The sequence below is a fragment of the Nocardia vinacea genome, from assembly GCF_035920345.1.
Classification (GTDB): Bacteria; Actinomycetota; Actinomycetes; order Mycobacteriales; family Mycobacteriaceae; genus Nocardia; species Nocardia vinacea_A.
In genome coordinates this window covers 2319504-2345608 of the sequence record NZ_CP109149.1, presented here as the reverse complement: position 1 = coordinate 2345608, position 26105 = coordinate 2319504, and the positions used below count along the sequence as shown (strand labels likewise).

General features: G+C 66.5%; 23 protein-coding genes. 10 read left to right on the top strand and 13 right to left on the bottom strand.

The genetic code is table 11. The annotated features are described in order from the left end of the window. Window positions 1–31 precede the first annotated feature (31 nt). Window positions 32–688 carry a hypothetical protein gene (locus OIE68_RS11075; protein WP_327099295.1) on the top strand — a complete coding sequence of 219 codons (657 nt, stop codon included), beginning with the start codon at window positions 32–34 and terminating at the stop codon, window positions 686–688. Between the two features lie 163 nt (window positions 689–851). On the opposite strand, the gene OIE68_RS11070 is transcribed toward OIE68_RS11075, so the two are convergent. Then, window positions 852–1700 carry a helix-turn-helix transcriptional regulator gene (locus tag OIE68_RS11070; RefSeq protein WP_327099294.1) on the bottom strand — a complete coding sequence of 283 codons (849 nt, stop codon included), beginning with the start codon at window positions 1698–1700 and terminating at the stop codon, window positions 852–854. Window positions 1701–1800: 100 nt separating this feature from the next. Between OIE68_RS11070 and OIE68_RS11065 the strand changes: the two genes are divergently transcribed. Beyond that, entirely contained in the window at window positions 1801–2520 is a 720-nt protein-coding gene (locus tag OIE68_RS11065) for an SDR family oxidoreductase (protein ID WP_327099293.1), read from the top strand. Between the two features lie 42 nt (window positions 2521–2562). On the opposite strand, the gene fabG is transcribed toward OIE68_RS11065, so the two are convergent. Continuing rightward, on the bottom strand, window positions 2563–3315 hold the full coding sequence (gene fabG / locus OIE68_RS11060) for a 3-oxoacyl-ACP reductase FabG (protein WP_327099292.1): 753 nt from the start codon (window positions 3313–3315) through the stop codon (window positions 2563–2565). 35 nt (window positions 3316–3350) lie between these two features. Continuing rightward, window positions 3351–4499, bottom strand: coding sequence for an acyl-CoA dehydrogenase family protein (locus tag OIE68_RS11055; protein ID WP_327099291.1), 1149 nt, complete (start codon window positions 4497–4499; stop codon window positions 3351–3353). Between the two features lie 129 nt (window positions 4500–4628). On the opposite strand from OIE68_RS11055, the gene OIE68_RS11050 reads away from it, so the two are divergent. Further along, window positions 4629–5276, top strand: a complete 648-nt coding sequence (locus OIE68_RS11050) for a TetR/AcrR family transcriptional regulator (RefSeq protein WP_327099290.1) — start codon at window positions 4629–4631, stop codon at window positions 5274–5276. Here OIE68_RS11050 and OIE68_RS11045 read toward each other — a convergent pair. After that, window positions 5273–5872 (bottom strand): HAD family hydrolase, encoded by a 600-nt coding sequence (locus OIE68_RS11045; RefSeq protein WP_327099289.1) that lies wholly within the window; start codon window positions 5870–5872, stop codon window positions 5273–5275. The genes OIE68_RS11050 and OIE68_RS11045 overlap by 4 nt on opposite strands. Before the next feature lie 176 nt (window positions 5873–6048). On the opposite strand from OIE68_RS11045, the gene OIE68_RS11040 reads away from it, so the two are divergent. Next, a complete protein-coding gene (locus OIE68_RS11040) occupies window positions 6049–8148 on the top strand; it encodes a serine/threonine-protein kinase (protein ID WP_327099288.1) in 2100 nt (699 codons plus the stop codon). On the opposite strand, the gene OIE68_RS11035 is transcribed toward OIE68_RS11040, so the two are convergent. Further along, window positions 8145–9269, bottom strand: a complete 1125-nt coding sequence (locus tag OIE68_RS11035) for a BTAD domain-containing putative transcriptional regulator (protein WP_327099287.1) — start codon at window positions 9267–9269, stop codon at window positions 8145–8147. The genes OIE68_RS11040 and OIE68_RS11035 overlap by 4 nt on opposite strands. A 185-nt stretch (window positions 9270–9454) precedes the next feature. Here OIE68_RS11035 and OIE68_RS11030 point away from each other — a divergent pair, with 185 nt between their 5' ends. Beyond that, complete coding sequence (locus tag OIE68_RS11030) at window positions 9455–10468, top strand: hypothetical protein (RefSeq protein WP_327099286.1); 1014 nt, start codon at window positions 9455–9457, stop codon at window positions 10466–10468. Window positions 10469–10473: 5 nt separating this feature from the next. Here OIE68_RS11030 and OIE68_RS11025 read toward each other — a convergent pair whose 3' ends face one another. The 3 genes from OIE68_RS11025 to OIE68_RS11015 all read right to left on the bottom strand — a co-directional run bounded on the left by OIE68_RS11025 (window position 10474) and on the right by OIE68_RS11015 (window position 13600). Beyond that, window positions 10474–11514 carry a crotonase/enoyl-CoA hydratase family protein gene (locus OIE68_RS11025; protein ID WP_327099285.1) on the bottom strand — a complete coding sequence of 347 codons (1041 nt, stop codon included), beginning with the start codon at window positions 11512–11514 and terminating at the stop codon, window positions 10474–10476. Window positions 11515–11622: 108 nt separating this feature from the next. Then, complete coding sequence (locus OIE68_RS11020; protein ID WP_327099284.1) at window positions 11623–12036, bottom strand: YybH family protein; 414 nt, start codon at window positions 12034–12036, stop codon at window positions 11623–11625. Between the two features lie 139 nt (window positions 12037–12175). After that, window positions 12176–13600 (bottom strand): APC family permease, encoded by a 1425-nt coding sequence (locus tag OIE68_RS11015; protein ID WP_327099283.1) that lies wholly within the window; start codon window positions 13598–13600, stop codon window positions 12176–12178. A 356-nt stretch (window positions 13601–13956) separates the two neighbouring features. On the opposite strand from OIE68_RS11015, the gene OIE68_RS11010 reads away from it, so the two are divergent. Beyond that, window positions 13957–15474, top strand: coding sequence for an NAD(P)/FAD-dependent oxidoreductase (locus tag OIE68_RS11010; protein WP_327099282.1), 1518 nt, complete (start codon window positions 13957–13959; stop codon window positions 15472–15474). Between the two features lie 119 nt (window positions 15475–15593). Here OIE68_RS11010 and OIE68_RS11005 read toward each other — a convergent pair whose 3' ends face one another. The 4 genes from OIE68_RS11005 to OIE68_RS10990 form a co-directional block, all read right to left on the bottom strand. Beyond that, complete coding sequence (locus OIE68_RS11005; RefSeq protein WP_419150763.1) at window positions 15594–16577, bottom strand: sigma-70 family RNA polymerase sigma factor; 984 nt, start codon at window positions 16575–16577, stop codon at window positions 15594–15596. Window positions 16578–16605: 28 nt separating this feature from the next. Beyond that, on the bottom strand, window positions 16606–16947 hold the full coding sequence (locus OIE68_RS11000) for an EthD family reductase (protein WP_327099280.1): 342 nt from the start codon (window positions 16945–16947) through the stop codon (window positions 16606–16608). Window positions 16948–17189: 242 nt separating this feature from the next. Then, a complete protein-coding gene (locus OIE68_RS10995; protein WP_327099279.1) occupies window positions 17190–18182 on the bottom strand; it encodes a zinc-binding dehydrogenase in 993 nt (330 codons plus the stop codon). 359 nt (window positions 18183–18541) lie between these two features. Continuing rightward, entirely contained in the window at window positions 18542–19153 is a 612-nt protein-coding gene (locus OIE68_RS10990) for a helix-turn-helix domain-containing protein (RefSeq protein ID WP_327099278.1), read from the bottom strand. 49 nt (window positions 19154–19202) lie between these two features. On the opposite strand from OIE68_RS10990, the gene OIE68_RS10985 reads away from it, so the two are divergent. Next, complete coding sequence (locus OIE68_RS10985; protein ID WP_327101633.1) at window positions 19203–22472, top strand: acetyl-CoA carboxylase family protein; 3270 nt, start codon at window positions 19203–19205, stop codon at window positions 22470–22472. Window positions 22473–22493: 21 nt separating this feature from the next. Here the strand turns inward: OIE68_RS10985 and OIE68_RS10980 are convergent, their stop codons facing one another. Then, complete coding sequence (locus OIE68_RS10980) at window positions 22494–23660, bottom strand: serine hydrolase domain-containing protein (RefSeq protein ID WP_327099277.1); 1167 nt, start codon at window positions 23658–23660, stop codon at window positions 22494–22496. A 375-nt stretch (window positions 23661–24035) separates the two neighbouring features. Here OIE68_RS10980 and OIE68_RS10975 point away from each other — a divergent pair, with 375 nt between their 5' ends. From OIE68_RS10975 to OIE68_RS10965, 3 genes are read left to right on the top strand one after another with little or no spacing between them, the layout of a single operon-like run. Further along, a complete protein-coding gene (locus OIE68_RS10975; RefSeq protein ID WP_245721211.1) occupies window positions 24036–24440 on the top strand; it encodes a YciI family protein in 405 nt (134 codons plus the stop codon). Between the two features lie 10 nt (window positions 24441–24450). After that, entirely contained in the window at window positions 24451–25695 is a 1245-nt protein-coding gene (locus OIE68_RS10970) for an RNA polymerase sigma factor (RefSeq protein ID WP_327099276.1), read from the top strand. Then, window positions 25688–26071: an NYN domain-containing protein gene (locus tag OIE68_RS10965; protein WP_327099275.1), complete on the top strand. Its 384-nt coding sequence runs from the start codon at window positions 25688–25690 to the stop codon at window positions 26069–26071. Before OIE68_RS10970 ends, OIE68_RS10965 begins: the two co-directional genes overlap by 8 nt. The last annotated feature ends 34 nt before the right edge of the window (window positions 26072–26105 follow it).

Below are 26105 nucleotides of genomic sequence, written 5' to 3'. Positions count from 1 at the left end.
TGAATGGAAGCATCCCCACAGGGAGGTTCCGATGACCCTTACCGCTCATGACCTGCTCGACGGGATCCAAGCCGAGCTGGCCCCGCACGACGACGACAACCGCATGGTTCCGCTCATCTCGGTGGGCAAAGCGCCACGCGCGGTCTTCGCGGCGATCGCCGCCGAGGAACAGCGCATCACCAGCAGCGACTGGCGCAGCTTCCACGCCTTGGCGGCGCGGACGGACGAACCGCACGTCAGAGCCTTCCTCGACGGCCTCCCACCGGGCGAGCGGCAGGCACTCGCGCTGTTGGACGCGCTGGTGGCGGCGGCCGGACCCGACCAGGGCATGGAGCTACCCAGAGCGGGTTGCCAGGCCTACCCGGCCTATGTCGCCTGGTTGGCGCTGAACGCCGAGCCTTCCGCCGCCGCGGCGGGTATCTACGCGAATGTCGCCGCATTCGGCCGCTACTGCCGGGCCGTCGCCGAAGGCATGCGCGCGCACTACGAGTTCGACGCCCCGGCCTGCGCATTCTTCGACCTCTTCGCCGCCGACGCACCCGAAGTCGAACAGCGGGCCCTCGCCGCAATCCAGGCCGGAATCGACAGCGGACGATTGAATCCGAACGACGCGCACTTGTACGCCAGACTCTTCCAGAACTACGAACTCATGTTCTGGAACACCCTTGCCGACGAGTTCGCCGGATAGCACCACCCGCGTGCCGGCGGCGTCGGACTCCGAGCTTCGGGTTTGTCGCATACCCAATGGCTACTTCGCAGAACGTACACGCCTTGTGCGAAGTGCTCAAAAGCTGTGCGAACTAAGGCGTCTCGATCTCGCAGCCCGAGACTGCGCGATCGAATGTCCGGTGCTAACGCTGTTCGCTCAGCTGCTGGGTTCCGGTGATCCGGAGCAGTTCGAGTGCCGATGCGGCGGGGGTATCGGGTGCCGCGGAGTACACGACCACGGCCTGGTCGCTGTCGGGGACGAACAACGCATCGCAATCCAGGACCAACCGCCCGACCTCGGGATGATCGATGGTCTTGGTGGCGCTGCGCCAGTTGCCGGTGCTCCCTTCGCGCCACAGTCGGTCGAATCGCGGACTGCGCGAACGTAGTTCGGCGATGAGACGAGCCAGGTCCGGATCGTCGGGATAGGCCGCCTTCGCGCTGCGCAGCGAGCTGACCCAGGATTCGGCGGCCGCCTCGGCCTCGGTGGGGGTGAAGACCACGCGGGAGGGTTCGGTCCCGAGGAAGGACTGCCAGATGATGTTGCGCCGGGCGGGCGACCACGCGGAGAAGTCCCCGAGCAATGCCGCTGCCATCGAATTCCAGGCCAGCACATCGGCTTTCGCGGAGATAACCAGTGCGGGCAGATCTGCCATCCGGTCCAGCAGTCGCAGCACGCTCGGTCGCACCACCATGTTGATGCGACCTTCCTGCGGTGGCGCGGAACCGGCAAGCCGGAACAGCAGATCGCGTTCGGGATCCGTGAGCCGTAGGGCGCGGGCGAGCGCGCCGAGCACCGCCACCGACGGTCGCGGTCCGCGCCCCTGTTCGAGCCGGACCACATAGTCGACACTGACACCGGCCAGTTGCGCGACCTCCTCGCGCCGCAGCCCCGGCACCTGGCGCCGCGAACCGCTTGGCAGCCCGACATCGCGCGGCCGCACCCGGGCACGGGCCTGCCGCAGCAGCGTGGCGAGTTCGGCGCGATCCATGCCTCGATGATGCCGTAGCGCGTGGTTGCCGGGGTGGTACTGCCGGTCCCAGGAGTTATCGGCCCTGGAGCGAGTTCGGGTGGCGGGCCAAGGTCGAGTCGTGAGCAACACGACAACAGCCCTGGTGACCGGGGCGAACAAGGGAATCGGCCGCGAAACGGTCCGCCGGCTGGCCGAACTCGGCTGGCAGGTATTCCTCGGTGCCCGCGACACGGAGCGAGGTAAGGCAGCCGCATTCGAACTCGCGGAACAGGGTTTGCAGGTCGAGTTCGTCCAGTTGGATGTGACATCCGTCGAATCGATCGCGGCCGCCGCCCAGACCATCGCGGGCCGGACGCCCCACCTGGATGTTCTGATCAACAATGCGGGTATCGGCGGTACGCGCGCCACTCCCGCCGATACTGTGGCCGCCGATTTCCGAAATGTCTTCGAGACCAACGTTTTCGGGCCCGTCCAGGTGACCCACGCCCTTCTCCCGCTACTGCGCGCGGCCACCAACCCGCGCATCGTGATGGTGTCCAGCGGCATCGGTTCGATTGCCATCACCTCCGATCCGAGCCGGATCGAATCGCAGATCCTCGGGCTGGTCTACCCCTCCTCGAAGACCGCGCTGAACATGATCACCACGCAGTACTCCCGCGAACTGCCGCAGATGCGGGTCAATGCCGCCGATCCCGGTTACACCGCAACGGATTTGAACGGGAACTCAGGGCATCAAACGGTCACCGAGGGCACCGACGCCATCGTGCATCTCGCGACCATCGGTGCCGACGGCCCCACCGGCGGCTTCTTCAACCGGGTCGGCCGGGTGCCCTGGTAAAAACCGAATTTTTCGCATACCAACCGGTCGCTACCAGTGCATTCAGCGTGCTCCGCCGTTGACGTACAACGTCTGGCCGCTGACATAGGACGCCTCATCACTGGCCAGAAACGCGATCACTGCGGCTACCTCCTCGGGCTGTCCAACGCGGCCTAGGGGAGTCCGCTCGGCCACAGCCTTCTGGTGGTCCTCGGCCGTGAGCCCGACCCGGTTCGCGGTCGCGGCCGTCATCGCGGTGGCGATGTAGCCGGGCGCGACGGCATTGACAGTGATGTTGTACGGCCCGAGCTCGATGGCCAGCGTCGCGGTCAGGCCCTGGATGCCGGCCTTCGCGGCGGCATAATTCGCCTGACCGCGGTTGCCGAGCGCCGAGCGGCTGGACAGCGAGACGATCTTGCCGTAGCGCTGGGCGACCATGTACTCCTGGGCCGCCTGGGTGCAGTGGAAAACGCCGGTCAGATTGACCGCGAGCACCGCATTCCAGTCGTCCTCGGAGAGCCGGAAGAACAGATCGTCGCGGGTGATGCCCGCATTGTTGACCAGAATATGCGGACCGCCGAGATCCGTTGCGATATCGGCGAATACGGATTCCACCGAGGCACGGTCGGTGACATCGCAGACATAACTGTGGGCCGCGCCGCCCGCCGCGACGATCTGTTCGGCGGTGTCCGCGGGTGCATTGCGGTCGAGTACGGCGACCTGTGCGCCCTGGGCGGCGAGCAGCTGCGCGGTGGCTGCGCCGATACCCTGTGCCGCGCCGGTGACAACGGCGACCCGGTCGGTGAATCTGGTCATCGAACCTCCTCCTCGGGAGTTTGATACGGCGGTCATCAGAATGCGCTGACTCCGGTCAGCGCACGACCGATCAGCAGCTTCTGGATCTGGCTCGTGCCCTCGTACAGGGTCATCACCTTGGCGTCGCGCAGATATTTGCCGACCGGGAATTCGTCGATATAGCCATAACCGCCGAAGACCTGCAGCGCCCGATCGGCGGCGCGCACCGCGGCCTCGCTCGCGAACAATTTGGCCTTCGACGACTCGACGGCGAATTCGGCGCCGCGGTCGATCAGATCGGCTACCCGCCACACCAGCAGCCGGGCCGCATCCACATCGAGAGCGATATCGGCGAGCAGCTCCTGCACCAGCTGATGCCCGGCGATCGGCTTGCCGAATTGTTCGCGCTCGGTGGCATATCCGACGGCGGCGTCCAGGCAGGCCTGCGCGATACCGACACAACCGGCGGCCACCGACATCCGCCCCTTGGCCAGCGCCGCCATAGCGACAGTGAAACCCTTACCCTCATCGTGCAATCGGGCGCTGTCGGGGACTCGGACGCCGTCGAATACGAGTTCGGCGGTGGCCTGACCGCGCAGTCCCAGTTTGCCGTGGATGGTGCGGGCGGTGAAGCCGGGGGAGTCGGTCGGCACCAGGAATGCGGTGATGCCGCGATGTCCTTCGCCGCCGGTGCGTGCGAAGACCAGGGCTACGTCCGCCCAGGTGCCGTTGGTGATGAACATCTTGGTCCCGGACAACACCCAGTCGTCACCGTCACGGACCGCGCGGGTGCGCAATTGCGCCGCATCGGAACCGGTTCCGGGTTCGGTGAGGCCGAAGCAGCCGAGTGCGGCGCCCGAGGTCAGGCGCGGCAGCCAGGTGCGCTTCTGCTCCTCGGAGCCGTAGTGGTTGATCGACTTGGTGACCAAACCCAAAGAGACCGAGACGATTCCGCGCACCGCGGAGTCGCCGCGGCCGAGTTCCTCGAGCACCAGACAGTAGGTGAGATGGTCGCCGCCGCTGCCGCCGTACTCCTCGGGAATGGTCAGGCCGAGGAAGCCGACTTCGCCCAGTTTGGACACGATCGCGGTATCGACGGATTCGGTCCGGTCCCACGCCGTCGCATGCGGCGTGATCTCGCGGTCGACGAATTCGGCGGCGAGGCGCTTGGCGGCGGCCTGTTCGTCGGAGAGTTCCAGGTTCATCACGACTCCGGGGCAAGAAAACTAACAGCGGAAGTTTCTCGTATGCTAACCATCGATAAACTAGCGATGCAAGTTTGATGTTGTGGGTATCCACCGTGTGACACTGGATTGATCGACCAGGAGGTTTTCGTGGGAAGACCCCGCCGCCCCTTGCTAAGCCGCGATCGCATTGTGTCGGCCGCGCTGGATCTGGTGGATGCCGAAGGACTGGAGGCGGTTTCGATGCGCCGACTCGCCACCGAACTCGGGGTGCAGGGCCCATCGCTCTACAACCATGTGGCCACCAAGGACGATCTGCTGGACGCGATGGTCGATGCCGTACTCGGCAAGATCGATCTGTCCATGTTCACCGATATTTCGGATTGGCGCGTGGCACTGCGCGATTGGGCCAGGTCGTATCGGTCGGCCCTGGCGGCGCATCCGAAGGTGGTGCCCGCCTTGAATCAGGGCATGGGTCGACGGCCGAATGCGTTGCGGCAGGCGGATGCGGTCTTCGGTGGTCTGGTGGCGGCGGGCTGGCCGCGCCGCGAGGCCACCCAGGTGGGTGCGCTCATGCGATTCTTCGTCACCGGGTCGACGCTGGGGTCGTTCGCGGGCGGGTTCCCGGAGGACGCGGCGGTCTATCGCGGAAATTATCCGCATCTGGACGAGGCGCATCTGCTGTCGGGACGGCAGCGCGATATCGATGACGCCGCCTTCGAGACCGGGTTGCACGCGTTGCTGGACGGGTTGTCGTTGCGGTTCGAGGCGCTGGAGGGTGCGGCGGGCGGGCGCTAGCGCGCGGCCAGCCAGTCCGGGAATTCGGTCAGCTCACCCAGGACGAAATCCGCTCCTGCCGTGCGCAATTCGTCGGCTTCACAGGGGCCGGTCGTGACCCCGAGCGCAAAGACGTCTGCCGCCCGCGCACCGCGCATATCGCCCTCGTGATCGCCGACGAACAGATCCGCGCCATGCTCGCGCAGTGCCGCCGCCTTACCGTCCGACCACAGATCACCGACCACCTCATCGATCCGCCACCCGAGTTCGGCGACGTGCAGCCGGGCCAGCGGTTCGTGTTTACCGGTCACGATGAGCACCCGCCCGCCACGCGCGCGGACGGCATCCAATGCGGCATCGGCACCGGGCATGGCCGGAATGTAGGGCACGATCGACGGATAGATCTCGCGGTAGCGGGTCACGAGTGCCGGAACGAGCTCCTCGGGCGCACCGGCGTCTGCCAGCAGCATCGCCAGCGGCGGGCCGAGCCGGTCGGCCAGTTCGGCACCACGCAACGACAGGCCGAACTCCGTGGCCAACTGCTCGATCGCCTTGCACACACCCGGCCGGGAATCGATCAGCGTCATATCGAGGTCGAAACCAACGGTCCAGGTCATCCCATGACTCTATCGTCGGCACCCGATTCGCCGCGCGACAGCACCGGCGGTTAACCAAAGAGGGCACGGCGAAGATCAATCAGGGGGAACATTTCCGCAGGCGGCGCGAAAAGCAGGTCGCCGACCTTACAGTTGACCGACAGCGAAGGGCTCCGGTCTGCATCGCGGAGGACGAGATGACGAGCCAGCGTCAGCCACTGACCGTGGGCTCGATATTCGGGCACTACCGGCTGGATCGGCTGCTCGGGCGCGGAGGCATGGGCGAGGTCTACGAGGCCTACGACATGCGCAAGCGCCGCAGTGTGGCGATCAAGGTGCTCCTCGAACGGCTAGCGCAGGACGAGGGGTACCGCGAGCGGTTCCAGCGCGAGGCCGACGCCGCCGCGCGACTGCGCGAACCGCATGTCATCCCGATTCACGATTACGGCGAGATCGACGGCCGCCTCTACATCGATATGCGCCTGGTGGACGGTGCCAGCCTGCCGTCGGTACTGCAGAGCAACGGGCCGATGCCGGCGCCGCAGGCGGTGGCGGTGATCCGGCAGATCGCCTCGGCATTGGATGCCGCACATGCCGAAGGACTGGTCCACCGTGACGTCAAACCGGACAATATTCTGCTCACGCCGGATGGTTTCGCCTATCTGGTCGACTTCGGTATCGCGCATTCGGATGCCGATCATCGGCTGACCACCCACGGTGCGGTGATCGGTTCGTTCAGCTATATGGCGCCGGAACGGTTCCGGGCCGAGCACACCACGCCCGCGGTCGACGTCTACTCACTGGCGTGCGTGCTCTATGAATGCCTCACCGGCGCACGGCCGTATCGGGGCACCACCGATGCCGAGATAATCAGCGCACATCTGTTCGAGCCGGTGCCGCGACCGAGCACGATCCGGCCGAATGTGACGCCCGCGCTCGATGCCGTCATCGAGAGCGGCATGGCAAAGAACGTGCGCGAACGTTACCGGGCCGCAGGGGACCTCGCACATGCGGCGGAGGCGGCGCTGACGAGTGCGGGCGCGGTTACCGAAGGACATACGGCGGTATCCGCGACCGACGAACGAACCTCGAATAGTGAAACAGGACAAGTCAGTTCACCCGATACCGCGACTCGTGACGACCTGTTATCCGTTGCTCGGAAACCGGATACGGAGCCATCCGATGTCGCGCAGCCCGAAGCCGAGACACGCGATACACAGGGTGTCACGGTGGCCGAACCGCGCCGCCGACGCCGCATGCTGACCGCGCTCGTCCTGGCACTCGCCGCCGTGATCGCCGCGGGGGCAGGATTCGGAGCCTGGACCTTGCTCGGCGATCGTAAGGGCACCGCGGTCGCCGACGCCACCGCACTGCGCGACGCGGATATCGATCTGCTGAAGGTCGTCGCCCAGACCGGCCGCAAACGATCCACCTGCCAGCATGAGCAGCCCGATACCTCCACCACCGTCGCGGTCATCTTCTGCCCGGACCACCCCGCGGCCAGTGAGTCGGCGGTCAGATACATGCGTTTCCGCAATCTCGACGCACTGCGCGACTACTACAACCTCCTGATCCGCACCTTCCAGGGCACGAACTGCCCGGGCGACCCCGCCGGGCCGGACGGCCCGGTGATGTACGAGGGCAAGGAGATCGGTCGCAAGGCGTGCATCGCCAACCGCGCCGATGCACCCGACGTGCCGAAACCATCCCTGCTGCTGACCGATGAGCCCCAGCTGGCACTGGCTTTCTTCATCTGGCCGTCGCCGAGCGACCAGCCGCTGCGCGACTACGTGTCCAAGTCCGCCGCCTCCCAGTTCCTGACCGCCGAAGCCGCGCGTGACCCGGACTTTTTCACCCCCGAGGACCGCGTTGTCCTCGGGCATCTCGGCAATGCCTACGGTCCGGGGAACTGTCGGCACGTGCCGCCGCCCGGCGGCACGGTGATCGCCGCCATCGCGTGCAGTACCCCGCCCGACTATCCCGCCGCACTGTTCTACGGATTCCCGGACAGCCAGTCGGCCGACACCCTGTACCGGGCCGACCTCGGGGTGCTCGGCGGACACAGCTGCGGTGGCGGCGGCGCCGACGAGGTGTGGCGCAGCGGGGGCAAGGACATCGGCCGATTCTTCTGCTTCCTGGACAACGATCCGGATCTCGGCACCCGGACCTGCCTCATCGCCGTGTACTCCGATGCCCACCTGATCGCTCAGTTCTGCACGCTGGTACCGGAAAACCCGCTCCCCGGACCGAAAACCGAAGCCCAACTGCGGGACTGGTTCGATACGCACGTCAACTAGTTGTGCGGCATGACGCCGAAGGTGAATTCGGTATCGCCGATACGGATCGTCACACCATCGGTGAGCGCGGCGCCGTCGATGACCCGAACCCCGCCGACGAACACACCGTTCGAGGACAACAGATCCTTCAGCACGCACGTCACCCCATTGCTGACGATCACCGCGTGATGACGGCTGACCTTGCCGTCGTCGAGCACGATGTCGTTATCGGGCAGTCGGCCGATGCGGGTGAACGGGCCGGTGATCGGGAACGTCTGCCCGGTCGAATCCCGCAGGTACGCTTGGGATCCGGGCGCTATCAGGTCGACGACGGTGGTGACGCGCAGTGCGGATGCGACGGCATCGGCGGGCGGGGTGAGCGGTTCCTGGCGCAGCATCTTGCCTTCGAGTTCGCGAATCGAGGCCACCGGATCGATGCCGAGTTCATCGACGAGCGTCACCCGCAATCGGCGCAGCGCCTCGAGTGCGTCGCTCTGTCGACCGCTCACGTACAGCGCGGTGATCAGCTGCTCCCACAGCGGTTCGCGCAGCGGATATCTATCGGCCAGTTCGGCCAGCTCGGTGATGACGCCATCGGCCCGGCCCTGCGCGATCTCGGCCTGGGCGCGGGCTTCGATGACGCCGATCCGTTCGTCGTCCAGGGCGGTGGCGAAGGCATCGGCGAAGCCGAGGCCCTGCAGGTCCGCCAGTGCGGTGCCGCGCCACTGTCCGAGCGCGCTGGAGAGCACCTCGCTGGCCACCGAGAACCGGCCCGCGGCCATGGCCCGCAATCCGGATTCCTTGCGCCTACGGAACCGCTGGACATCGCAGCTGTCCGCGGGCACTGTGATCCGGTAGCCCGTGCCGGCGCGCGACAGGATCGTGCGCGCGTCGAGCCCGGCATCCCGCAACGGCTTTCGCAGATTCGACACGATGGTGTGCAGGCTGATCCGGATATCCGGCGGCGGATTCTCCTCCCATACCGCCTGTGCCAGCGCCTCCGTCGACACCGGCCGGTTCGCATTGACCACCAGATACGCCAAGACCGCACGCTGTTTGACACCACCGAGCGGTTGCGCGACCTCATCGATCGTCAACTGCACCGGTCCGAGCACCCCGAATTCCGCGCGCATATCCGACATCCCCCAGTCCTCCCGTTCTCGAAATAACTATCGAGCGCCACGACCCCGCCGTTTCCGGTATCAATCGTGGCAGCGGAGTGCCGCGTTCGGGGACCACGCCGTGGAAGAAGTATCGGACGATCGCGCCTGTCGTGCATCCGACACCAGTAGCGTTGAAGCGGCGAACGGGGAGAGAGGGGCGCCAGATGCCAGTCGATCCGAATCGACACATACTCGACTCGGTAGCGCGGACGGTGGCCACCGTGCCCGCGTATCGGGCATTTCTGGACGCGCACGGCATCGATCCGGAGAAGATCACCGACGCCGCGGCCTTCCAGCAGTTGCCGTTGACGACCAAGGCCAATTACCACCATCGCTATCCGCTACCGGACCGCTGCCGCGGTGGCGATCTCACCAACTGCGATCTGATCGCGGTGTCATCGGGATCGACTGGTACGCCGACCTTCTGGCCGCGCACCGCGGCGGACGAGGCGGCCTCGACGCGCCGGTTCGCGCAGGTGCTCGTCCACGGTTTCGGCGCCGCGACGACGCGCACCCTTGCGGTGGTGTGCTTCCCGCTGGGAACCTGGGTCGGCGGGCTGTATACGCTCTCCTGCCTGCGGGCATTGGCGGTGGAGCTGCCGTTGACGATCGTCGCGCCGGGCAATAACAAAGCGGAGATCCTGCGGGTGATCCCGGAGTTGGGTTCGCACGTCGATCAGGTGGTGCCGCTGATCCGCTATCACATCGCCGACGACGGTGGCGTGGTCTCGCATGCGGATATGCTCGCGTTCTGTGCCGCCCACGGCCTCGACCTCGGTGCCGAAACCGGACCCGAGCTGCCGTTCGTCTATGTCTTCGGGCGGTCGCTGCACGCGGTATCGATATTCGGGGCGAACGTCTTTCCGGAGACGGTGACGATCGGGCTGGAACAGCCGGGCATCAGCGAATGGGTGACCGGGAAGTTCGTGCTGGAGGTGTGGGAGAACGCCGATCACGATCGGACGTTGCGCGTCACTGTGGAACTGGTCCCCGACGAGTCGAATACCCCCGAACGCACTCGACGTGTCGCCGAATCGGTTCGCGACGAATTGCTGCGCCGCAATAGCGAATACGCGCATTACGTTCCGCCCGAACGTCACCTGCCGCATGTCGAGCTACGCCCCACCGGCGATCCGGACTACTTCCCGATCGGGGTGAAGCACCGCTATACGCGCTGAGCGCGTTATTCCTCGGCGCGGAACTGGGCGCGCTTGTAGTCGCCATATGGTTCGTCGCGTTCGCGCACGGCCTCGCGGAAACCCACGGTGGCCGAACGCAGTTGGAAGGCGTAACCCTCGCGCGTGTGCCGCGAGATCCCGTCGAATACCGTGCTGACCATTGCGGAATTCGTCACGCCCTGCGAATGCAGCGCGGAATTGAGCGCCAGTTTGGCCATCATCAACTGGTTGATCGGCATGCGTGCGATGCGTGCCACCAATGCCTCGGCGCGCTCGTCGAGTTCATCGGCCGGACATGATTCGACCGCGAGGCCCCATTCCTCGGCCTGCTTTCCGCTGATGCAGTCACCGGTGAACAGCAGCCGCTTGGCGCGCTGATCGCCGAGGCGATGCGCCCACATGCCCGCCGCCGGAATACCCCACACCCGGGTAGGCGGATAGCCGATTTTGGTGTCGTCGGCGCAGATGATCTGGTCGGAGTAGAGCGCGATATCGGTGCCGCCCGCGATCGCGAAGCCGTGCAATTTCGCGACGGTCGGCTTGTTCGCGTTCATGAGGCTGGCGAAACCGCGGTTGAACCGGCTCATCATGGCGTAGTCGATCATCGGATCCCAAGTGCCCCAGGGATTGTGATTGACCGCCTGTACCACCGGATCGGCCACGGTACCGGTGGTGTCGATCGTGCCGTCGACACCGTGGCTGCCCTGTTCGGCGAACATATCCAGGTCATAGCCGCCGCAGAAACCCTTGCCGCGCCCGGATATCAGGATGACGTGCACCCGCGGATCCAGATCGGCCCGCTCGACCGCATGCGCGAGTTCGACCGGGGTATCCGGGGTGATCGTATTGCCCTTCTCCGGGCGGTTGAAGGTAATGCGTGCGATGCGCCCGTCGCGCTCATAGGTGAGTGTGCGGTACTCGCGTTCGCCGGCGGGCTCGGGGCGATCCCGCCACGGCGAATCGGGTACCTCTGTCCAGTTCTCGTACCAGGCCGCGGGGCGGGCGCCCGCATGGTTCGAAAAGGCTTCGCTATCAGGCTGATTCACGTGGAACTCCCGGTGCACTCGATGCCGTATTCGCGGCAACGGTGCACCACGCCACCGGCGGTCGCTGCATCGTTGCGCTCGATGCCACCGTAGCGAACCGGCTCGAGCTCAGGCCTCGGGTTCCGCAGTGTCGTCGGGGAAGGAGTGGTGCTCGTGCACCACGACCCAGCGTCCGTACTGTTTGCGCAGGCCGAAGGTGATCCGCAGGCGCTTGGCCGGATCGCGGGCGAAATCCTCCGCGGTGCCGCACAGCAGCAGCGCATGCGCGAATGCCACGTCTGCACCCGCTTCTACCTCCAGCGAAACGATGTCGAATGTCGCACCCGATGCCTGCCATTCGAAGAAGCCGGGCCAGATATCCCGGTAGGCGTCGATGCCGCGCACACCTTCATTCGGCGGGGGGACATCGAACATCACGATATCGTCGGCGTGATCGGCGAGTACGCCGGCCAGATCGCCGGTATGCACCGCCGCCGCCCACCGCTCGATCAGGATCCGGATCTGCTTCTCGTCATCGGACATATCGGGTCGTCGTCCTCTCCGGCCCGGCCGCGAGGGTGTGCGCCGTGGCTCTTACCCAGAGAGCGTGCCGAATCCGCCACGAGGACGCAATATTTCGGAATGCATTCGTGCAAGATCCCAATGGCGAATTTCGCGCCGGTTACCGATCGGCAGAAACCGTTGAGTCAGTTATGGTCGGGGCGGCGAGGGTGGAGCGTTTACGGCCGTAGCCCAGGTAGACCGCAATGCCGACGAGCACCCAGACCGCGAAGCGCACCCAGGTCAGCCCGTCCAAGGTGGTTGCCAGCAGTACGCAGCCGATCAGCGCGAGAATCGGCACCAGCGGCACCAATGGGGTGCGGAACGGCCGCTCCCGATTCGGTTCCAGCTTTCGCAGCACCAGCACACCGACACAAACGACGGCGAATGCCGACAGCGCGCCGATATTCACCAATTCCACGACGATATCGATCGGCAGCAGACCGGCAATGGTCGCGCAGACGACGCCGAGCAGCAGGGTCAGCCGGACCGGGGTGGCGCGCTTACCGGTTTCGGCCAGTCCGCGTGGCAGCAGGCGATCGCGGCACATCGCGAACATCAGCCGGACCTGCGCGTAGACGATCAGCAACAGGCCCTTCGTGAGCGCGATGATCGAGGCGATAACGATGACATTGCCGATCCAGCCGATGCGCAGATTTCCGAAGGCGGTCGCGATCGGCGAGGCGTTGTTCAGGGTGGCGAACGGTGCGATGCCGGTGAGTACAGCGCTGACCAGTGCGTAGAGCAGGGTGGCGATGAGGACCGTGCCGATGATCGCGAACGGGATATCGCGGCGGGGGTTGCGCGCCTCCTCGGCGGATGCGGCGACCACGTCGAATCCGAGGAAGGCGAAGAACGCGATGGCGGCGCCGCCGATGATGCCGCCGAATCCGAATGGCGCGAACGGGGTCCAGTTGCCGATGTCGATATGCGGTGCACCGATCGCGACGACCAGGACCAGCACGCCGATAGTCACGGCAACCAGCGCCTTGGTGATCCGGGCCGTCAGTGTGACCTCGCCGACGAGGACCGCGACGATGACACCGATGATGAGCACGGCGGGCAGGTTGACGATGCCGCCCTCGGACGGGCCCGCCGTGATCGCGGCGGGCAGCGTGAGTCCGAACATGGTGTCCAGCGCCGAGACGACGCTGCCGGACCAGCCGATCGCCACGGCCGCGCCCGCGATGACGAATTCGAGCAGCAGATTCCAGCCGACCAGGAACGCCGGACCTTCGCCGAGGGTGGCATAGGTGTAGGTGTAGGCACTGCCGGAGACCGGCGTCATTGCCGCGAGTTCGCTGTAGCAGAGCGCGACCAGCGCGCAGACGGTTCCGGCCAGCAGGAACGACAGCACAATCGACGGCCCGGCCTTCTCGGCGGCGGCGACACCGGTGATGACGAAGATGCCCGCCCCGACGATCGTGCCCACACCCATGGCCGTGAGGTCGATCCGCCCCAGACTGCGCTTCAGGGTCGGCGACCCGGCCGCAGGGCTCGTCGCGGCGTCGGGCAGGCGGCGGCGCCATCGGGTTGGGCTTGTCATGAACTTCCTTACTGCGTGCTCTGGCTCCGGCCGACCGGCGGAGTCGGCTATCCATTGTGGTCGGCGGAGTTGGCGGGGTTGACGCCGGGGCGATCAGCAAGCAATCCATGGCCGCGAATGCGTGGTGCGCAGTTGCGCACCGTGTGCACTGCTGCAACGCACGCCATCCGCATCTCGCCGCAATTGTCGGGCAAGCGACACTTGGACGATTGATCACCATGCCGCTGGCGAGAGAGGTCCGCCGCCGGGCGCATTCTCGAAGGAGAGCATCTAGACGTTACTGTGAATAACAGGTAACCTTGGGAGACGGTCGGGCAAGGGTGCCCGGGTGAGAGCAGACGAAACGGATTACCTCAATGACGCGGCATGTCGACGTACTGATCATCGGCGCGGGCCTGTCCGGCATCGGGATGGCGTGCCATCTCACCCGCGAGCAGACCGGACGCAGCTATACGATCCTGGAACGCCGTACCGCCATCGGCGGGACCTGGGATCTGTTCCGGTACCCGGGCATCCGCTCCGACTCCGACATGTTGACCTTCGGCTTCGGCTTCCGTCCGTGGATCGGCACCAAGGTGCTCGCCGACGGGCCGCACATCCGCCAGTACATCGAGGACACCGCCGCGGAATACGGCGTCACCGAGCACATACGGTTCGGGCGCAAGATGACCAAGGCCAGCTGGTCGAGCGAGGCCGAGCTGTGGACCGTCGAGGCGCTCGACGAGCAGACCGGCGAGACCGAGATCTACACCAGCAACTTCCTCGTCGGCTGCACCGGCTACTACGACTACGACAACGGATACCGCCCGCAGTTCCCGGGCGAGGCGGACTTCCGCGGGCAGATCGTGCACCCACAGCACTGGCCGGAGGGACTCGACTACCGCGGAAAGCGCGTCGTGGTGATCGGTAGCGGCGCGACCGCGATCACGCTGGTTCCTGCGATGGCCGACGACACCGCGCACATCACCATGCTGCAGCGCTCGCCCACCTACATCACCGCGCTGCCCGCCGATGACCCGGTCGCGGTCGGCATGAAGTACGCGCGGGTGCCGGAGAAGATCGCCTATCGGACCGGACGTGCGCGCAATATCGCGTTGCAGCGGGCCAGCTTCCAGCTCTCGCGCACCAATCCCGAGTTGTCGAAGAAGCTGCTGCTCGCCGCGGTGCGGATGCAACTCGGCAAGCAGATCGATATGCGGCATTTCACGCCGTCGTACAACCCGTGGGACCAGCGGCTGTGCGTCGTCCCGAACGGCGACCTGTTCAAGGTGCTGCGCAGCGGTAAGGCATCGATCGTCACCGATCACATCGACCGCTTCACCGAAACCGGCATTCGGCTCGCATCCGGGGAGGAACTGCCCGCCGATATCGTCATCAGCGCGACCGGTCTCACCGTGCAGATCCTCGGCGGCGCGGCGCTGGATGTGGACGGCGAGCCGGTGTCGACCCGCGAGCATGTGGTCTATAAAGGCACCCTGCTCGACGGCATTCCCAACGCGATGCTGGTCCTCGGCTACACGAACGCATCGTGGACGCTGAAGGCAGATCTGGCCGCCGAATACTTCTGCCGCCTCCTCAACCACATGAAGGCCCACGGCTACACCAAGGTCGTCGCGATCGCCGAAGACGCCGACCGCTCCGATCGGTCACTGATGGGCGGCGCCCTGACCTCCGGCTACATCCAACGCGGCGACGGCGTCATGCCCCGCCAGGGCGCCCGCGGCCCCTGGCAGGTCATCAACAACTACTTCCGCGACCGCGCGCTACTACGCAAAGGGCAACTGGAGGACGGGGTACTCACCTTCGACGGCGCAGCAAGTGCCGCCCGGCCCGACCGCAAACCGAGAGGCCAGGCGCGCAAGCGGATCGCCTAGGCGCACAGCTGAGTTGCGCCATTGCCGTTGAACCACGTGGCGTGGGTCGATGCCGGTCTTATTCGTGATTTCGCCGCGGTGTTGTTCCACTTCCTTGGAAGTGGAACGACCGCGGCGGGTCAGTGCGCGAGCGCGTCCGGGAAGCCGAACGTTGTGACCAGCGCCGGATCGTGGAACTTGATCACGTGGGAGACGCCGGTGGCGGTGGGTGCCAGCACCACAACTCCGTCGCCTCGCAGCGTGCCGTCCGCGTCCCGGTGGTACACGACGGCGGCCGGCTGTCCGTTGGCGGTGGTCGCGATCATCCGCCAATCGCCGGGCGTGCCCAGCACGTACGCATCGAGTATGTGGATACATGTCGCCCGGCCCGACTGCCAGTCGCCGAACGGCGTCGCCTCCAGCGTGGCGTCGATGCGCAGCACCTGTTCGAGCAGGCCCGCGTCGGAGCGCTCGAACGCCGCGATATAGCCGTCGAGCAGCGCCCGCGCCCGCTGGTCGGTCGGCTCGAGCAGTTTCTCCGGCTCGGGCTCCAACTCGTCCAGCCGGGCGCGGGCCCGCTGCAGGCCGCTCTTGACCGCCGCAGTGGTGGTGCCGAGGATCTCCGCGGTCTCGGCCGCAGAGAACGCCAGCACCTCGCGCAGGATGAGGATCGCTCGCTGGCGGGCAGGCAGATGCTGCAGGCTGGCGATGAGCGCCAGCCGCAGCGATTCGCGTTGGACCACCACCGCGGCCGGATCGCCATCGAGTGGGGCGATCCGTGCGTCAGGAAGCGGCTCCAGCCACGAGACCTCCCCCGGCGCAACGGGACTCGGCGCACGATCAGGTCCGTCGTACGGGCCGGCCAGACCTGACGGCAATACCCGAATCCGACGCCGCTCCAACGCCTTCAGACAGACGTTCGTGGCGATCTTGTAGAGCCAGGAACGAATCGACGCCCGGCCCTCGAATCCGGAGTAGGACCGCCACGCCCGCAGATAGGTCTCCTGCACCAAGTCCTCGGCGTCGTGCGCCGAGCCGACCATGCGGTAGCAGTGCGCCAACAGCTCCCGGCGGAACCGTTCGGTCTCGACGGTGAACTGGTCTCGATCCGGTGCCGCCCGCAGATGCGATGTCACGCCGCCAGCCTAGCGATCAGACTTCGTTGAGCTGCAGAATCATGCCGCGGAAGGTCGCGTAGCGAGCCAGGTTCGCTGCGGCGTCCTCGGCGGTGCGCCGGCCGATGTCGGATCCGAGCGCGGCTTCCAAGGCAGTCAGATCGTCCCAGTCCAGCATCACGATCATGTAGCACGGCTCGCCGATCACGGCTGCCGGCTCGTGACTGCGCGTGTAACGACGCAGGCCTGGATACTGTTTCGCCAACGGGATGTGGACATCGGTGTAGTGACGTTCGAACGCGTCGATATCGGAGGGAGTGTCATACATCACGACGATTCGCGCCTTCTGCTTGCTGGCCGGTCCACTGGTTGCGGTCATCGGTTTTCAACTCCTGTCATGGGCATTTCCGGTGTGCGGGGTCACCCGGCTCGGTACTGGAGGATGGGCTGGATCGTGGCAGCGCGGTCGATCGCTGCGCGTTTATGACGGGCCGAACGTTGGCGCGGACCGGCATCGAATACGGATTGCGCATCGTCCTATTTCCTTTCCTGCTTCGCCGGCCGCGCCGGGCAGCGGAGGTTTCGGTAGGAACCGACCAGGACCGCACGCGATTCGGGCTTTCAAGGCAGCAGGGCCAGCTTGCCGATGGTGGCCCTGGTCTCCAGTTCGGCCAACGCTTTCGGGCCGTCGGCCAAGTCATAGGCGGTGGGCTGGACGGGGGCAAGCACACCAGCGGCTATCAGCGCGGACATCTCACCCATGACCTCGCCGAAGATCTGCGGTGCGGCCTGGATCAGCACGCCGATGTTGAGACCGACGAGGTGGACCTGATGCTTGTACACCAGATCCCAGTTGGTGATCGCGGCTTCACCGCCCGCCAAGCCGTAGACGACGACCCGACCGGTGACCCGCTTGGCGGCGGCCAGACTGGCCTCGAAGGTGGCACCGCCTGCCGATTCCAGCACCACATCGACGCCGGCTCCGCCGGTCAGCCTCAACACCTCGGCGGCGAGATCGCCGCGGAGGGAGTCCAGAACGTGGTTGGCGCCCAGAGCCAGCACTGTCTCGTGCTTGGCCGGCGAGGCGGTGGCGACGACTGTCGCGCTATAGTGCTTGGCGATGGCGACCGCGGCCTGACCGGTCGCGCCCGCCGCGGCGTGGATCAGCACGGTCTGCCCGGCCGTGATGCCGCCCAGAAGCTTCAGGGCGGCCAGCGCGGTGGGCCAGTTGACCATCAGCCCCAGCGCCTGCTGCTCCGTCCAGCTGGGTGGTACCGGCACCGCCGCGGCCGCGGGCAGCACCATGTACTCGGCGAAAGCGCCGTCTCCGACGCCGACGACGCGAGTCCCCGGCTGCGGGCTGGTCACCGCCTCGCCCACCGCGACAACCTCACCGGCGGCCTCGAAACCCGCCAGGTACGGTGGCCGCGGACCGTCCCCGAACGTGCCGTGGGACTTCGAGATGTCGGCGAAATTGACACCGGCTGCGGTGACGCGGATCAGAACCTCGCCCGGACCGGGGCTCGGCACCGACGCGTCGGTGATCAGACGCATGTCCTGCGGGCCATTGAGGGAGGTCTGCTGCAGCGCGCGCATGGTCGCGGGAATGCTCATCGGCGATCAGCCTTTCTTTCTCGGCGTACATGATCGAGACCGGCCTGTCGCGCGGGCTACGCCTCCACCATGTAGACCCCGGCCGCCGCAGAAAGGAATCGACCGCTCCCGAACGTCCGCCGAGGGTGAGCCGGCTGGTCATGTTGAGCTTGACCTCGCCGTAGGGCAGCTACACCGCGCCAACCTCCCGCGACCGGATTTCGGGAGCGTTCGTGTACCTGGTGACACAGTCGTTGACGACAGCCCGAATGGCAGTCAGCGTGCACATGCGAGCCAGGCGGGTGGCGCGGGCCTGAGGTCACTTCGATGCGGCAAATTCGGCTGGTGGCGACAGGGGGTACATCCGGGATCCGGGTGAATCAGGTTGGGGACAACAGGGTTTCGGCAACCGTCTGCATGTGGGCGAGGTAGGTGGCGCGGGCGCGTGGGGTGGCGTCTGCGCGGGTGAGGGTGCCGCGGGTCAGGGCGTAGCCGATGGTTTCGGCGATGATTCGTGGCGGGACGGTGGGAGAGATGTGGCCTGCGGTGTGGAGGCGTTCGAGGTAGCGGGTGAAGCGGCGGATGGGCCGTTCGGCGATTTCCTGGGCGAGTACGGCGACTCGGTCGTCGACGGCACCTCGTTCATCGATGAGGCGCAGCATGGGTCCGGCATTGCCGACCGCGGCGGCGAAGGCATCGATGGTGGCGGCCAGCATTACTCGGGGATCGTCGGTATCGATATCGGGTTCCTGGGCGGCGAGGAAATCGTCGCGGACCCGGGCGGCGAGGGCGAGGAAGATTTCGTCCTTGGAGGCGAAGTAGACATACATCGTCGCGCGGGAAACGCCTGCGGCGGAGGTGATATCGGCGACGGTGGTCTTCTCGTAGCCGCGTTCGGCGAAGACGCGGGCGGCGGCATCGAGCAGCGCGCGATGGCGATCGGTATTGGATCGTTCCCGCGCCGCACGCACCGACCAGCCTGCCTGTGTCATGGAATCATCGTCGTTGACATTGACGTCAATGTCAAAGCAGACTGTCGGCATGCATGTGGTGGTGGCGAACAGGGGTGAGGTGGCGGTCCGGGTGATCCGGACGGCACGCGAGCGGAATTACACCACCCTCGCGCTCTATACCGGCGAAGAGGCGACGGCCCTGCCGGTGCGCCTGGCTGATGACGCGGTCCAACTGCCGGGCATGGGTGCCGCCGCATATCTCGACATCGCCGCTGCGGTCGCCGCGGCCAAGGGGGCCGGTGCCGATGCACTGGTGCATCCCGGCTACGGATTCCTCAGTGAGAGTGCCGATTTCGCGGCAGCATGCGCCGCCGCCGGTCTGGTATTCGTCGGGCCCTCGCCCGAGGTGCTGCGCATCTTCGGCAATAAGCTGTCGGCACGCGACGCCGCACGACAGGTCGGAGTCGCGGTCCTGCCCGCAACGTCCGTCGGCGCGGACCTGGCTGAAATTTCCGCGTTCTTCGCCGACCACCCGAGCGGTGTGATGCTGAAGGCCGCAGCCGGTGGCGGCGGACGTGGCATGCGTGCGGTCCGCACTGCGGACACTCTCGCCGAATCACTCGACCGCTGCCGAGCCGAAGCTCGCGCCGGTTTCGGCGATGACACCGTATACGCCGAAGCGCTGGCCGCCCAAGCGCGCCATATCGAGGTCCAGGTCATCGCGGATGGACACCGAGCCGTCACCCTCGGCGACCGTGACTGCAGCATCCAACGCCGCCATCAGAAACTCATCGAAATCGCCCCGGCACCGAATCTGCCTGCTGCCCTTCGGGAACGACTCCACCGCGACGCCATCCGCATAGCCGAATCGGTCTCCTGCCGCGGCGTGATCACCGTCGAATTCCTGGTCACCGCCACCGATGCCTGGTTCCTCGAGGTCAACCCGCGCCTCCAGGTCGAACACACCGTCACCGAGGCGGTAACCGGCGTAGACCTGGTAGCAGTCCAACTCGATCTCGCCCGGGGCACTGCCCTGCACGACCTCGCTCTCGGCGACCTCGCGCCGGACACGACGGGTCGTGATGTTCGAGCGAATGGCTTTGTGCGGGGGTTCGCGGTGCAGGCGCGCGTCAATGCCGAGATGGTCACGGCGGACGGGGAGGTTCTGCCGAGTTCCGGTGTGCTGACGGAATTCGCCGCGCCGACCGGGGTGGGCGTTCGGGTGGATACCGCGGCGTTCACGGGCATGCGGCAGGGGGCACAGTTCGATTCGTTGCTGGCGAAGGTTATTGCGCAGGGGCCGACGTATTCGGCTGCGGTGCGGCGGTGTTCGGATGCGTTGGCGGAAACCGTGGTTGCCGGTGTCGATACCAACACGAGTCTGCTGCGTGCGGTGTTGGATCAGCTTGCCGATGGTGCCGGTGTTTCCACTTCGTGGTTCGAGGAGGTTATCGGCGAACTTGTCGGTCGGGCAGGTGATTACGCGCCTATTGCGGCCCGGCGCGCGGTCGACTCGAATCCGGCGCATGCGCTCGCCGAGCATCGAAACCGGGCGGCAGCAGATCCGGCGGCCGATATCCAGGTTGCGCTCGAAGATGATGAGCAGGGTATGCGCTCGCCGATGGGCGGTACCGTCGTGAGCTTGGCGGAGCCGGGCCGCATTGTTCCGGCCGGTGCGGAAGTCGTTGTGCTCGAGGCAATGAAAATGCAGCACGTGCTGCGGGCCGAGCAGCCGCTGCGGGTATCGCGCCATCTGGTGACACCGGGTGCGACGGTCGATCCGCATGCATTGCTATTGACTTGGGTCGCGACCGATCATGATGGACCGGCCGCCGATATCGATGCGATCGACCTGGATGCCGTGCGTGCGGATCTGGCTGAAGTGCGCGAACGGCATCGAATCGGACTCGATGCGGGCCGCCCGGCCGCCGTCGCGAAAAGGCATAAGCTGGGCCGCCGTACCGCCCGGGAGAACATCGCCGACCTCGTCGACGACGACAGCTTTCTCGAATACGGCGCCCTCGCCGTCGCCGCACAGCGACTACGCCGCAGCCCCGAGGATCTGATCGCCAACACACCCGCGGACGGGCTGATCGGCGGCATTGCCACCATCAACGCCGACCGATTCGGCGCGGAAGCCGCGCGCGCACTGGTCATGTCCTACGACTACACCGTGCTGGCCGGCACCCAGGGCATGCGCAATCACGCCAAAACAGATCGCATGCTGGAAATCGCACACGAACAGCGCCTGCCCGTGGTGTTCTTCACCGAGGGCGGCGGCGGGCGACCGGGGGATACCGACTATTCGGGCATCTCGGGCCTCGACGTGACCACCTTCCGCGCGATGGGCGCACTGTCGGGTCGAGTTCCGCTGGTAGGTGTCGTCTCCGGACGCTGCTTCGCGGGCAATGCGGCGCTGCTCGGTATGTGTGATGTGGTCATCGCGACCCCGGATGCGAATATCGGCATGGGCGGTCCGGCAATGATCGAGGGCGGCGGACTCGGCGTCTACGCACCCGAAGACATCGGCCCCATCGACATCCAACGCCGCAATGGTGTCGTGCACATCGTCGCCGCCGATGAGGTCGACGCGGTCGACGCGGCCCGTCGTTATCTCTCGTATTTCCAAGGGCCGCTGCAGGATTGGACGGCACCGGATCCGCGCATCGCCCGCCACGTGGTGCCCGAGAATCGACTGCGCGCCTTCGATATCCGCGAAGTCATCGCCGCGGTGGCCGACGTCGACTCGGTCCTGGAGCTGCGCCGGGACTGGGGCGTCGGCGTGGTCACGGCACTCGTTCGCGTCGAAGGCCGCCCCTTCGGCCTCATCGCCAACGACTGCCACCACCTCGGCGGCGCGATCGATGCCCCGGCCGCCGAGAAGCTCAGCGCATTCCTGCAACTCTGCGATTCCCATGGCCTGCCGCTCGTATCCCTCTGCGACACACCGGGTTTCATGGTCGGTCCCGAGGCGGAGAAGGAAGCGACCGTCACCAAGTTCAGCAAGCTGTTCATCGACTCCGCCGCGCTGACCGTCCCTCTGGGCACCGTCATCATCCGCAAGGGCTACGGCCTCGGCGCACAGGCCATGGCCGCGGGCTCCTTCCGCGCCCCGCGCTTCGTAATCGCCTGGCCCACCGGCGAAATCGGCGGTATGGGCCTGGAGGGTGCGGTCCGGCTCGGCTTCGCCAAGGAACTCGCGGCCATCGAAGACCCCGATAAGCGCCAGGAGGCCTTCGACAACCTCGTCCAGCTCGCCTACGCCAACGGCAAGGCCCTGACCGCCGCCACCGTCCTGGAACTCGACGACGTCATCGACCCGGCCGACACCCGGCGTTGGATCCGTACCCTGCGCTGAACCGCGAGACCGGTGCGCCGCCTAGGCGATGGCGTTGGTTACCGTGTCGACGAGATTGCGGGCACGCAGGTCCGGAGCGCCTTCGATGATGTAGTTGGTGACGTAGGCGAAGGCGATGCCGGTGTCCGGATCGGCGAAGGCGAGGGAGCCACCGCGGCCCGCATGGCCGAAGGCGTTGGGGCCGCCGAGTGGGAAACCTTCGGTGGGAAGCATGTACCCGGTGGCGTAGCGGTCGGGCAGCATGAGGACGCGGTCGATGCCCGCGACCTGTTCGCGTGTTGCAGCGACGCGGGTTTCGGGGGTCAGCAGGCAGGCGCCGTCGACCTCGCCGATGGTCGCCGCATAGAGCCGGGCGAGGCCGCGCGCGGTGCCGATGCCATTGCTGGACGGGATCTCGGCGGCGTGTACCGCGGGATCGTTGAAATCGATATCGGCCGGATCGGTGACCTCGAAGGCGCGGTTGACCAGCGCCTCCGGATCACGCATCGCGGCGACCATCGGCCGGAATTCCTCCGGGATGAACTCGTCCGGGACCGTAGCCAGATCGACCTTGGGCGCGAATACAAGTCGGCTGACGCGATGCCGTTCGGACGCGGGCAAACCGATGAAGAAGTCGACATCGAACGGTCCGGCGATATCCTCGGCCAGAATCCGCCCGACGGTGCGCCCCGTCGCCCGCCGGATCACCTCACCGACGAGCCAGGCGAACGTCCGCCCGTGGTATCCGTGCGCGGTGCCGGGCGGCCAGTTCGGGGTCTGCGCGGCGAGCGCCTCCACCATAGGTCCCCAGGCCAGCGCATCCGCCAGGGGTACCGGCTTATCCAACGCAGCCAGCCCCGCCTGATGGGTCAGCAACCATCGCACCGGGATATCGCTCTTACCGGCCGCCGCGAATTCCGGCCAGTACTGCGCGACCGGCGCGTCCAGGTCGAGCTCGCCACGCTGGGCGAGCAGATGCGCGACGGTCGCGGTGACGCCCTTGGTCGCCGAGTAGACCAGTTGCAGCGTGTCGCGCTCCCACGGCCGTTCGCCCTCCGGATCGGCGAGCCCACCCCACAAATCCACTACCGGTCGGCCATCCCGATACACCGCGACCGCCGCTCCGACATCTCCCTGCGCGGCGAAATTCGCCGCGAATACCTCTCGCACGGCCTCGAACCCGGACGCGACAAATCCATCGATCACCATGTCCCCCAGCATGTCACGCGTCGCGCTGCCTACGGCGGCCGTAGACGTACCTGGCAGCTCGGATGCCGCGGCCACGATGGATGATCGTCGACTCTTACGGCGCGCAGCGGAGACCTCGAACGCCACGGGCGGCCATCGATGCATGGCGTCCAGACGTCGACCGCTGTTGCCGGGCGATGTCGCCAGATCGGCTGCGCGATGTCAGCCTCCACCGCAGCGGGCTCTCACCAGGTTCGCGCGATCGGCGCGCACACCCAACTGCTGCGGTCGGAAGTTTTTTCGGCGGACATGTCCGAGAATAGTCAGCGGCTGCGACGTATCTGACGAGCGGCGCCACCCGGACGCCGCCGGAGCGGAGGAGTTGTCGTGAAATACATGATCCTGAGCTACGGCTCGCAGCAGGACTACGACGGCATGGTCGGCAAGGACACCGGAAAACCCGCATGGAGTGCCGAGGATTTCGCGGCCATGGCCGAGTTCATGGGAAACCTCAACAAGAAGTTGGCGGAATCCGGGGAGTTGGTCGAGACGCGCGGTCTGGTCGAACCGGTGCACACCCGCCGCATCACCACCAAGAATGGTGCACCGTTCGTGACCGACGGTCCCTACGCAGAAACGCAGGAGGTGCTCGCCGGATACTGGATCGTCGAATGCGAGAGCTTCGACCGCGCCACCGAAATCGCGGCCGAACTCAGCAAATGCCCGGCCCCGCCGCATATCGCCGATACGGCCTACGCCGACGTCCGGCCCATCGCGGAGTCCGCCCCCGAATTCGGCTGAGCCCCTTCCGATGTCGAATACCGAGGTCGAGGACCTGCTGCGCACCTGCGCACCGCAGGTCCTCGCCGCGCTGGTTCGGCGCTACGGTCATTTCGACACCGCGGAGGACGCGGTCCAGGAGGCGCTGATCGCCGCTGCGACCCAGTGGCCCGAAGCCGGCATTCCGGACAACCCGCGCGCCTGGCTGATCACCGTCGCCGCACGCCGCCTGACCGACCTGCTTCGCAATGAACAGGCCCGCCGCAGGCGCGAGGACACCGTGGCCCGCTGGGCACTGCCCGAGGACTGGCTCACCCCGCCCGCCGACCGCGAACCCACCGACTCCGACGACACCCTCGTCCTGCTGTTCCTGTGCTGCCACCCGTCGCTCGCGCCGACCGCGCAGGTGGCACTGACGTTACGCGCGGTCGGCGGCTTGACCACCACCGAAATAGCCCGCGCCTTCCTGGTGTCCGAGGCGACCATGACCAAACGCATCGGCCGCGCCAAGAAGATGATCAAGGACAGCGGTATCGGCTTCGCCCCACCCGCCGGCGCCCACCGCGACGCGCGCCTGGCCGCCGTGCTGCACGTGCTATATCTAATCTTCACCGAGGGCTATGCCAGCACCTCGGGACCGAGCCTGCACCGCGTCGAACTCTCCGCCGAGGCCATCCGCCTGACCCGTCTGGTGCACCGCCTGCTGCCCGATGATGCCGAAGTCACCGGCCTGCTCGCGCTGATGCTGCTCACCGATGCCCGCCGACCCGCCCGCACCGGACCCACCGGCGAACTCGTTCCGATGGAAGATCAGAACCGCGCACTCTGGCACACCGAAGCCATCACCGAAGGTATCGCGCTGATCACCGAGGCGTTGCCGCACGGCATCCCCGGTCCGTATCAGCTGCAAGCGGCCATCGCGGCGCTGCACGATGAGGCGCGGACCTACGAGGCCACCGATTGGCCGCAGATCATGCTGCTCTATGAACGGCTGCTGGCTCTCGTCGACAATCCGATCATCGCCCTCAACCACGCCGTGGCTGTCGCCATGGCTCACGGACCGCTGGCCGGTTTGAAGCTCGTCGACGATCTGGCCGACAGCGGCAAGCTGGCGGGGGATCACCGGCTGGCAGCGGTCCGTGCCCATCTGTTGGAATCGATGGGAGACCGGGCCGGTGCCCGCGAGGCATATCTGCTTGCCGCACAACAGGCGATGAGCCTCCCGCAACAGCGCTACCTGCACACCCGCGCCACCCGCCTCAGCACCGATGAGTAGAAAGGAAGCGATGCTGATCGTCGTCGATGCCGCGAATGTCGTGGGCTCGCGTCCCGATGGCTGGTGGCGCGATCGTGCGGGGGCGGCTCGGCGGCTGCTCATGCGGTTGAGCACGCTGGACCTCACACAACCGGCCGAAGTGGTCGTCGTGCTGGAGGGGGCGGCGAAGGCCGCGGGATCCGAAGAATTCGAAGGCGTGCGCGTGGTGCTGGCGGACGGTTCGGGAGACGACGCGATCGTCGACGTCGTGGCCGCCGCCACCGAGAAGGACAGGATCACCGTCGTAACGGCCGATCGTGGACTCCGCGAGCGAATCGAAGCCCTCGGCGCCGAATCGGTGGGCCCACGCTGGCTGCTGGACCGCATCGACCCGTGACCTGTCGGATCCGACTGGTAGACAAGGAGAACCG

What these genes read in the sequence shown, in the direction of transcription:
- OIE68_RS11075 (WP_327099295.1), top strand. Translation starts at nt 32, where the DNA reads ATGACCCTTACCGCTCATGACCTGCTCGACGGGATCCAAGCCGAGCTG.
- OIE68_RS11070 (WP_327099294.1), bottom strand. Translation starts at nt 1,700, where the DNA reads ATGGATCGCGCCGAACTCGCCACGCTGCTGCGGCAGGCCCGTGCCCGG.
- fabG (WP_327099292.1), bottom strand. Translation starts at nt 3,315, where the DNA reads ATGACCAGATTCACCGACCGGGTCGCCGTTGTCACCGGCGCGGCACAG.
- OIE68_RS11055 (WP_327099291.1), bottom strand. Translation starts at nt 4,499, where the DNA reads ATGAACCTGGAACTCTCCGACGAACAGGCCGCCGCCAAGCGCCTCGCC.
- OIE68_RS11045 (WP_327099289.1), bottom strand. Translation starts at nt 5,872, where the DNA reads ATGACCTGGACCGTTGGTTTCGACCTCGATATGACGCTGATCGATTCC.
- OIE68_RS11040 (WP_327099288.1), top strand. Translation starts at nt 6,049, where the DNA reads ATGACGAGCCAGCGTCAGCCACTGACCGTGGGCTCGATATTCGGGCAC.
- OIE68_RS11035 (WP_327099287.1), bottom strand. Translation starts at nt 9,269, where the DNA reads ATGTCGGATATGCGCGCGGAATTCGGGGTGCTCGGACCGGTGCAGTTG.
- OIE68_RS11030 (WP_327099286.1), top strand. Translation starts at nt 9,455, where the DNA reads ATGCCAGTCGATCCGAATCGACACATACTCGACTCGGTAGCGCGGACG.
- OIE68_RS11020 (WP_327099284.1), bottom strand. Translation starts at nt 12,036, where the DNA reads ATGTCCGATGACGAGAAGCAGATCCGGATCCTGATCGAGCGGTGGGCG.
- OIE68_RS11015 (WP_327099283.1), bottom strand. Translation starts at nt 13,600, where the DNA reads ATGACAAGCCCAACCCGATGGCGCCGCCGCCTGCCCGACGCCGCGACG.
- OIE68_RS11010 (WP_327099282.1), top strand. Translation starts at nt 13,957, where the DNA reads ATGACGCGGCATGTCGACGTACTGATCATCGGCGCGGGCCTGTCCGGC.
- OIE68_RS11000 (WP_327099280.1), bottom strand. Translation starts at nt 16,947, where the DNA reads ATGACCGCAACCAGTGGACCGGCCAGCAAGCAGAAGGCGCGAATCGTC.
- OIE68_RS10995 (WP_327099279.1), bottom strand. Translation starts at nt 18,182, where the DNA reads ATGAGCATTCCCGCGACCATGCGCGCGCTGCAGCAGACCTCCCTCAAT.
- OIE68_RS10990 (WP_327099278.1), bottom strand. Translation starts at nt 19,153, where the DNA reads ATGACACAGGCAGGCTGGTCGGTGCGTGCGGCGCGGGAACGATCCAAT.
- OIE68_RS10985 (WP_327101633.1), top strand. Translation starts at nt 19,203, where the DNA reads ATGCATGTGGTGGTGGCGAACAGGGGTGAGGTGGCGGTCCGGGTGATC.
- OIE68_RS10980 (WP_327099277.1), bottom strand. Translation starts at nt 23,660, where the DNA reads ATGGTGATCGATGGATTTGTCGCGTCCGGGTTCGAGGCCGTGCGAGAG.
- OIE68_RS10975 (WP_245721211.1), top strand. Translation starts at nt 24,036, where the DNA reads ATGATCCTGAGCTACGGCTCGCAGCAGGACTACGACGGCATGGTCGGC.
- OIE68_RS10970 (WP_327099276.1), top strand. Translation starts at nt 24,451, where the DNA reads ATGTCGAATACCGAGGTCGAGGACCTGCTGCGCACCTGCGCACCGCAG.
- OIE68_RS10965 (WP_327099275.1), top strand. Translation starts at nt 25,688, where the DNA reads ATGAGTAGAAAGGAAGCGATGCTGATCGTCGTCGATGCCGCGAATGTC.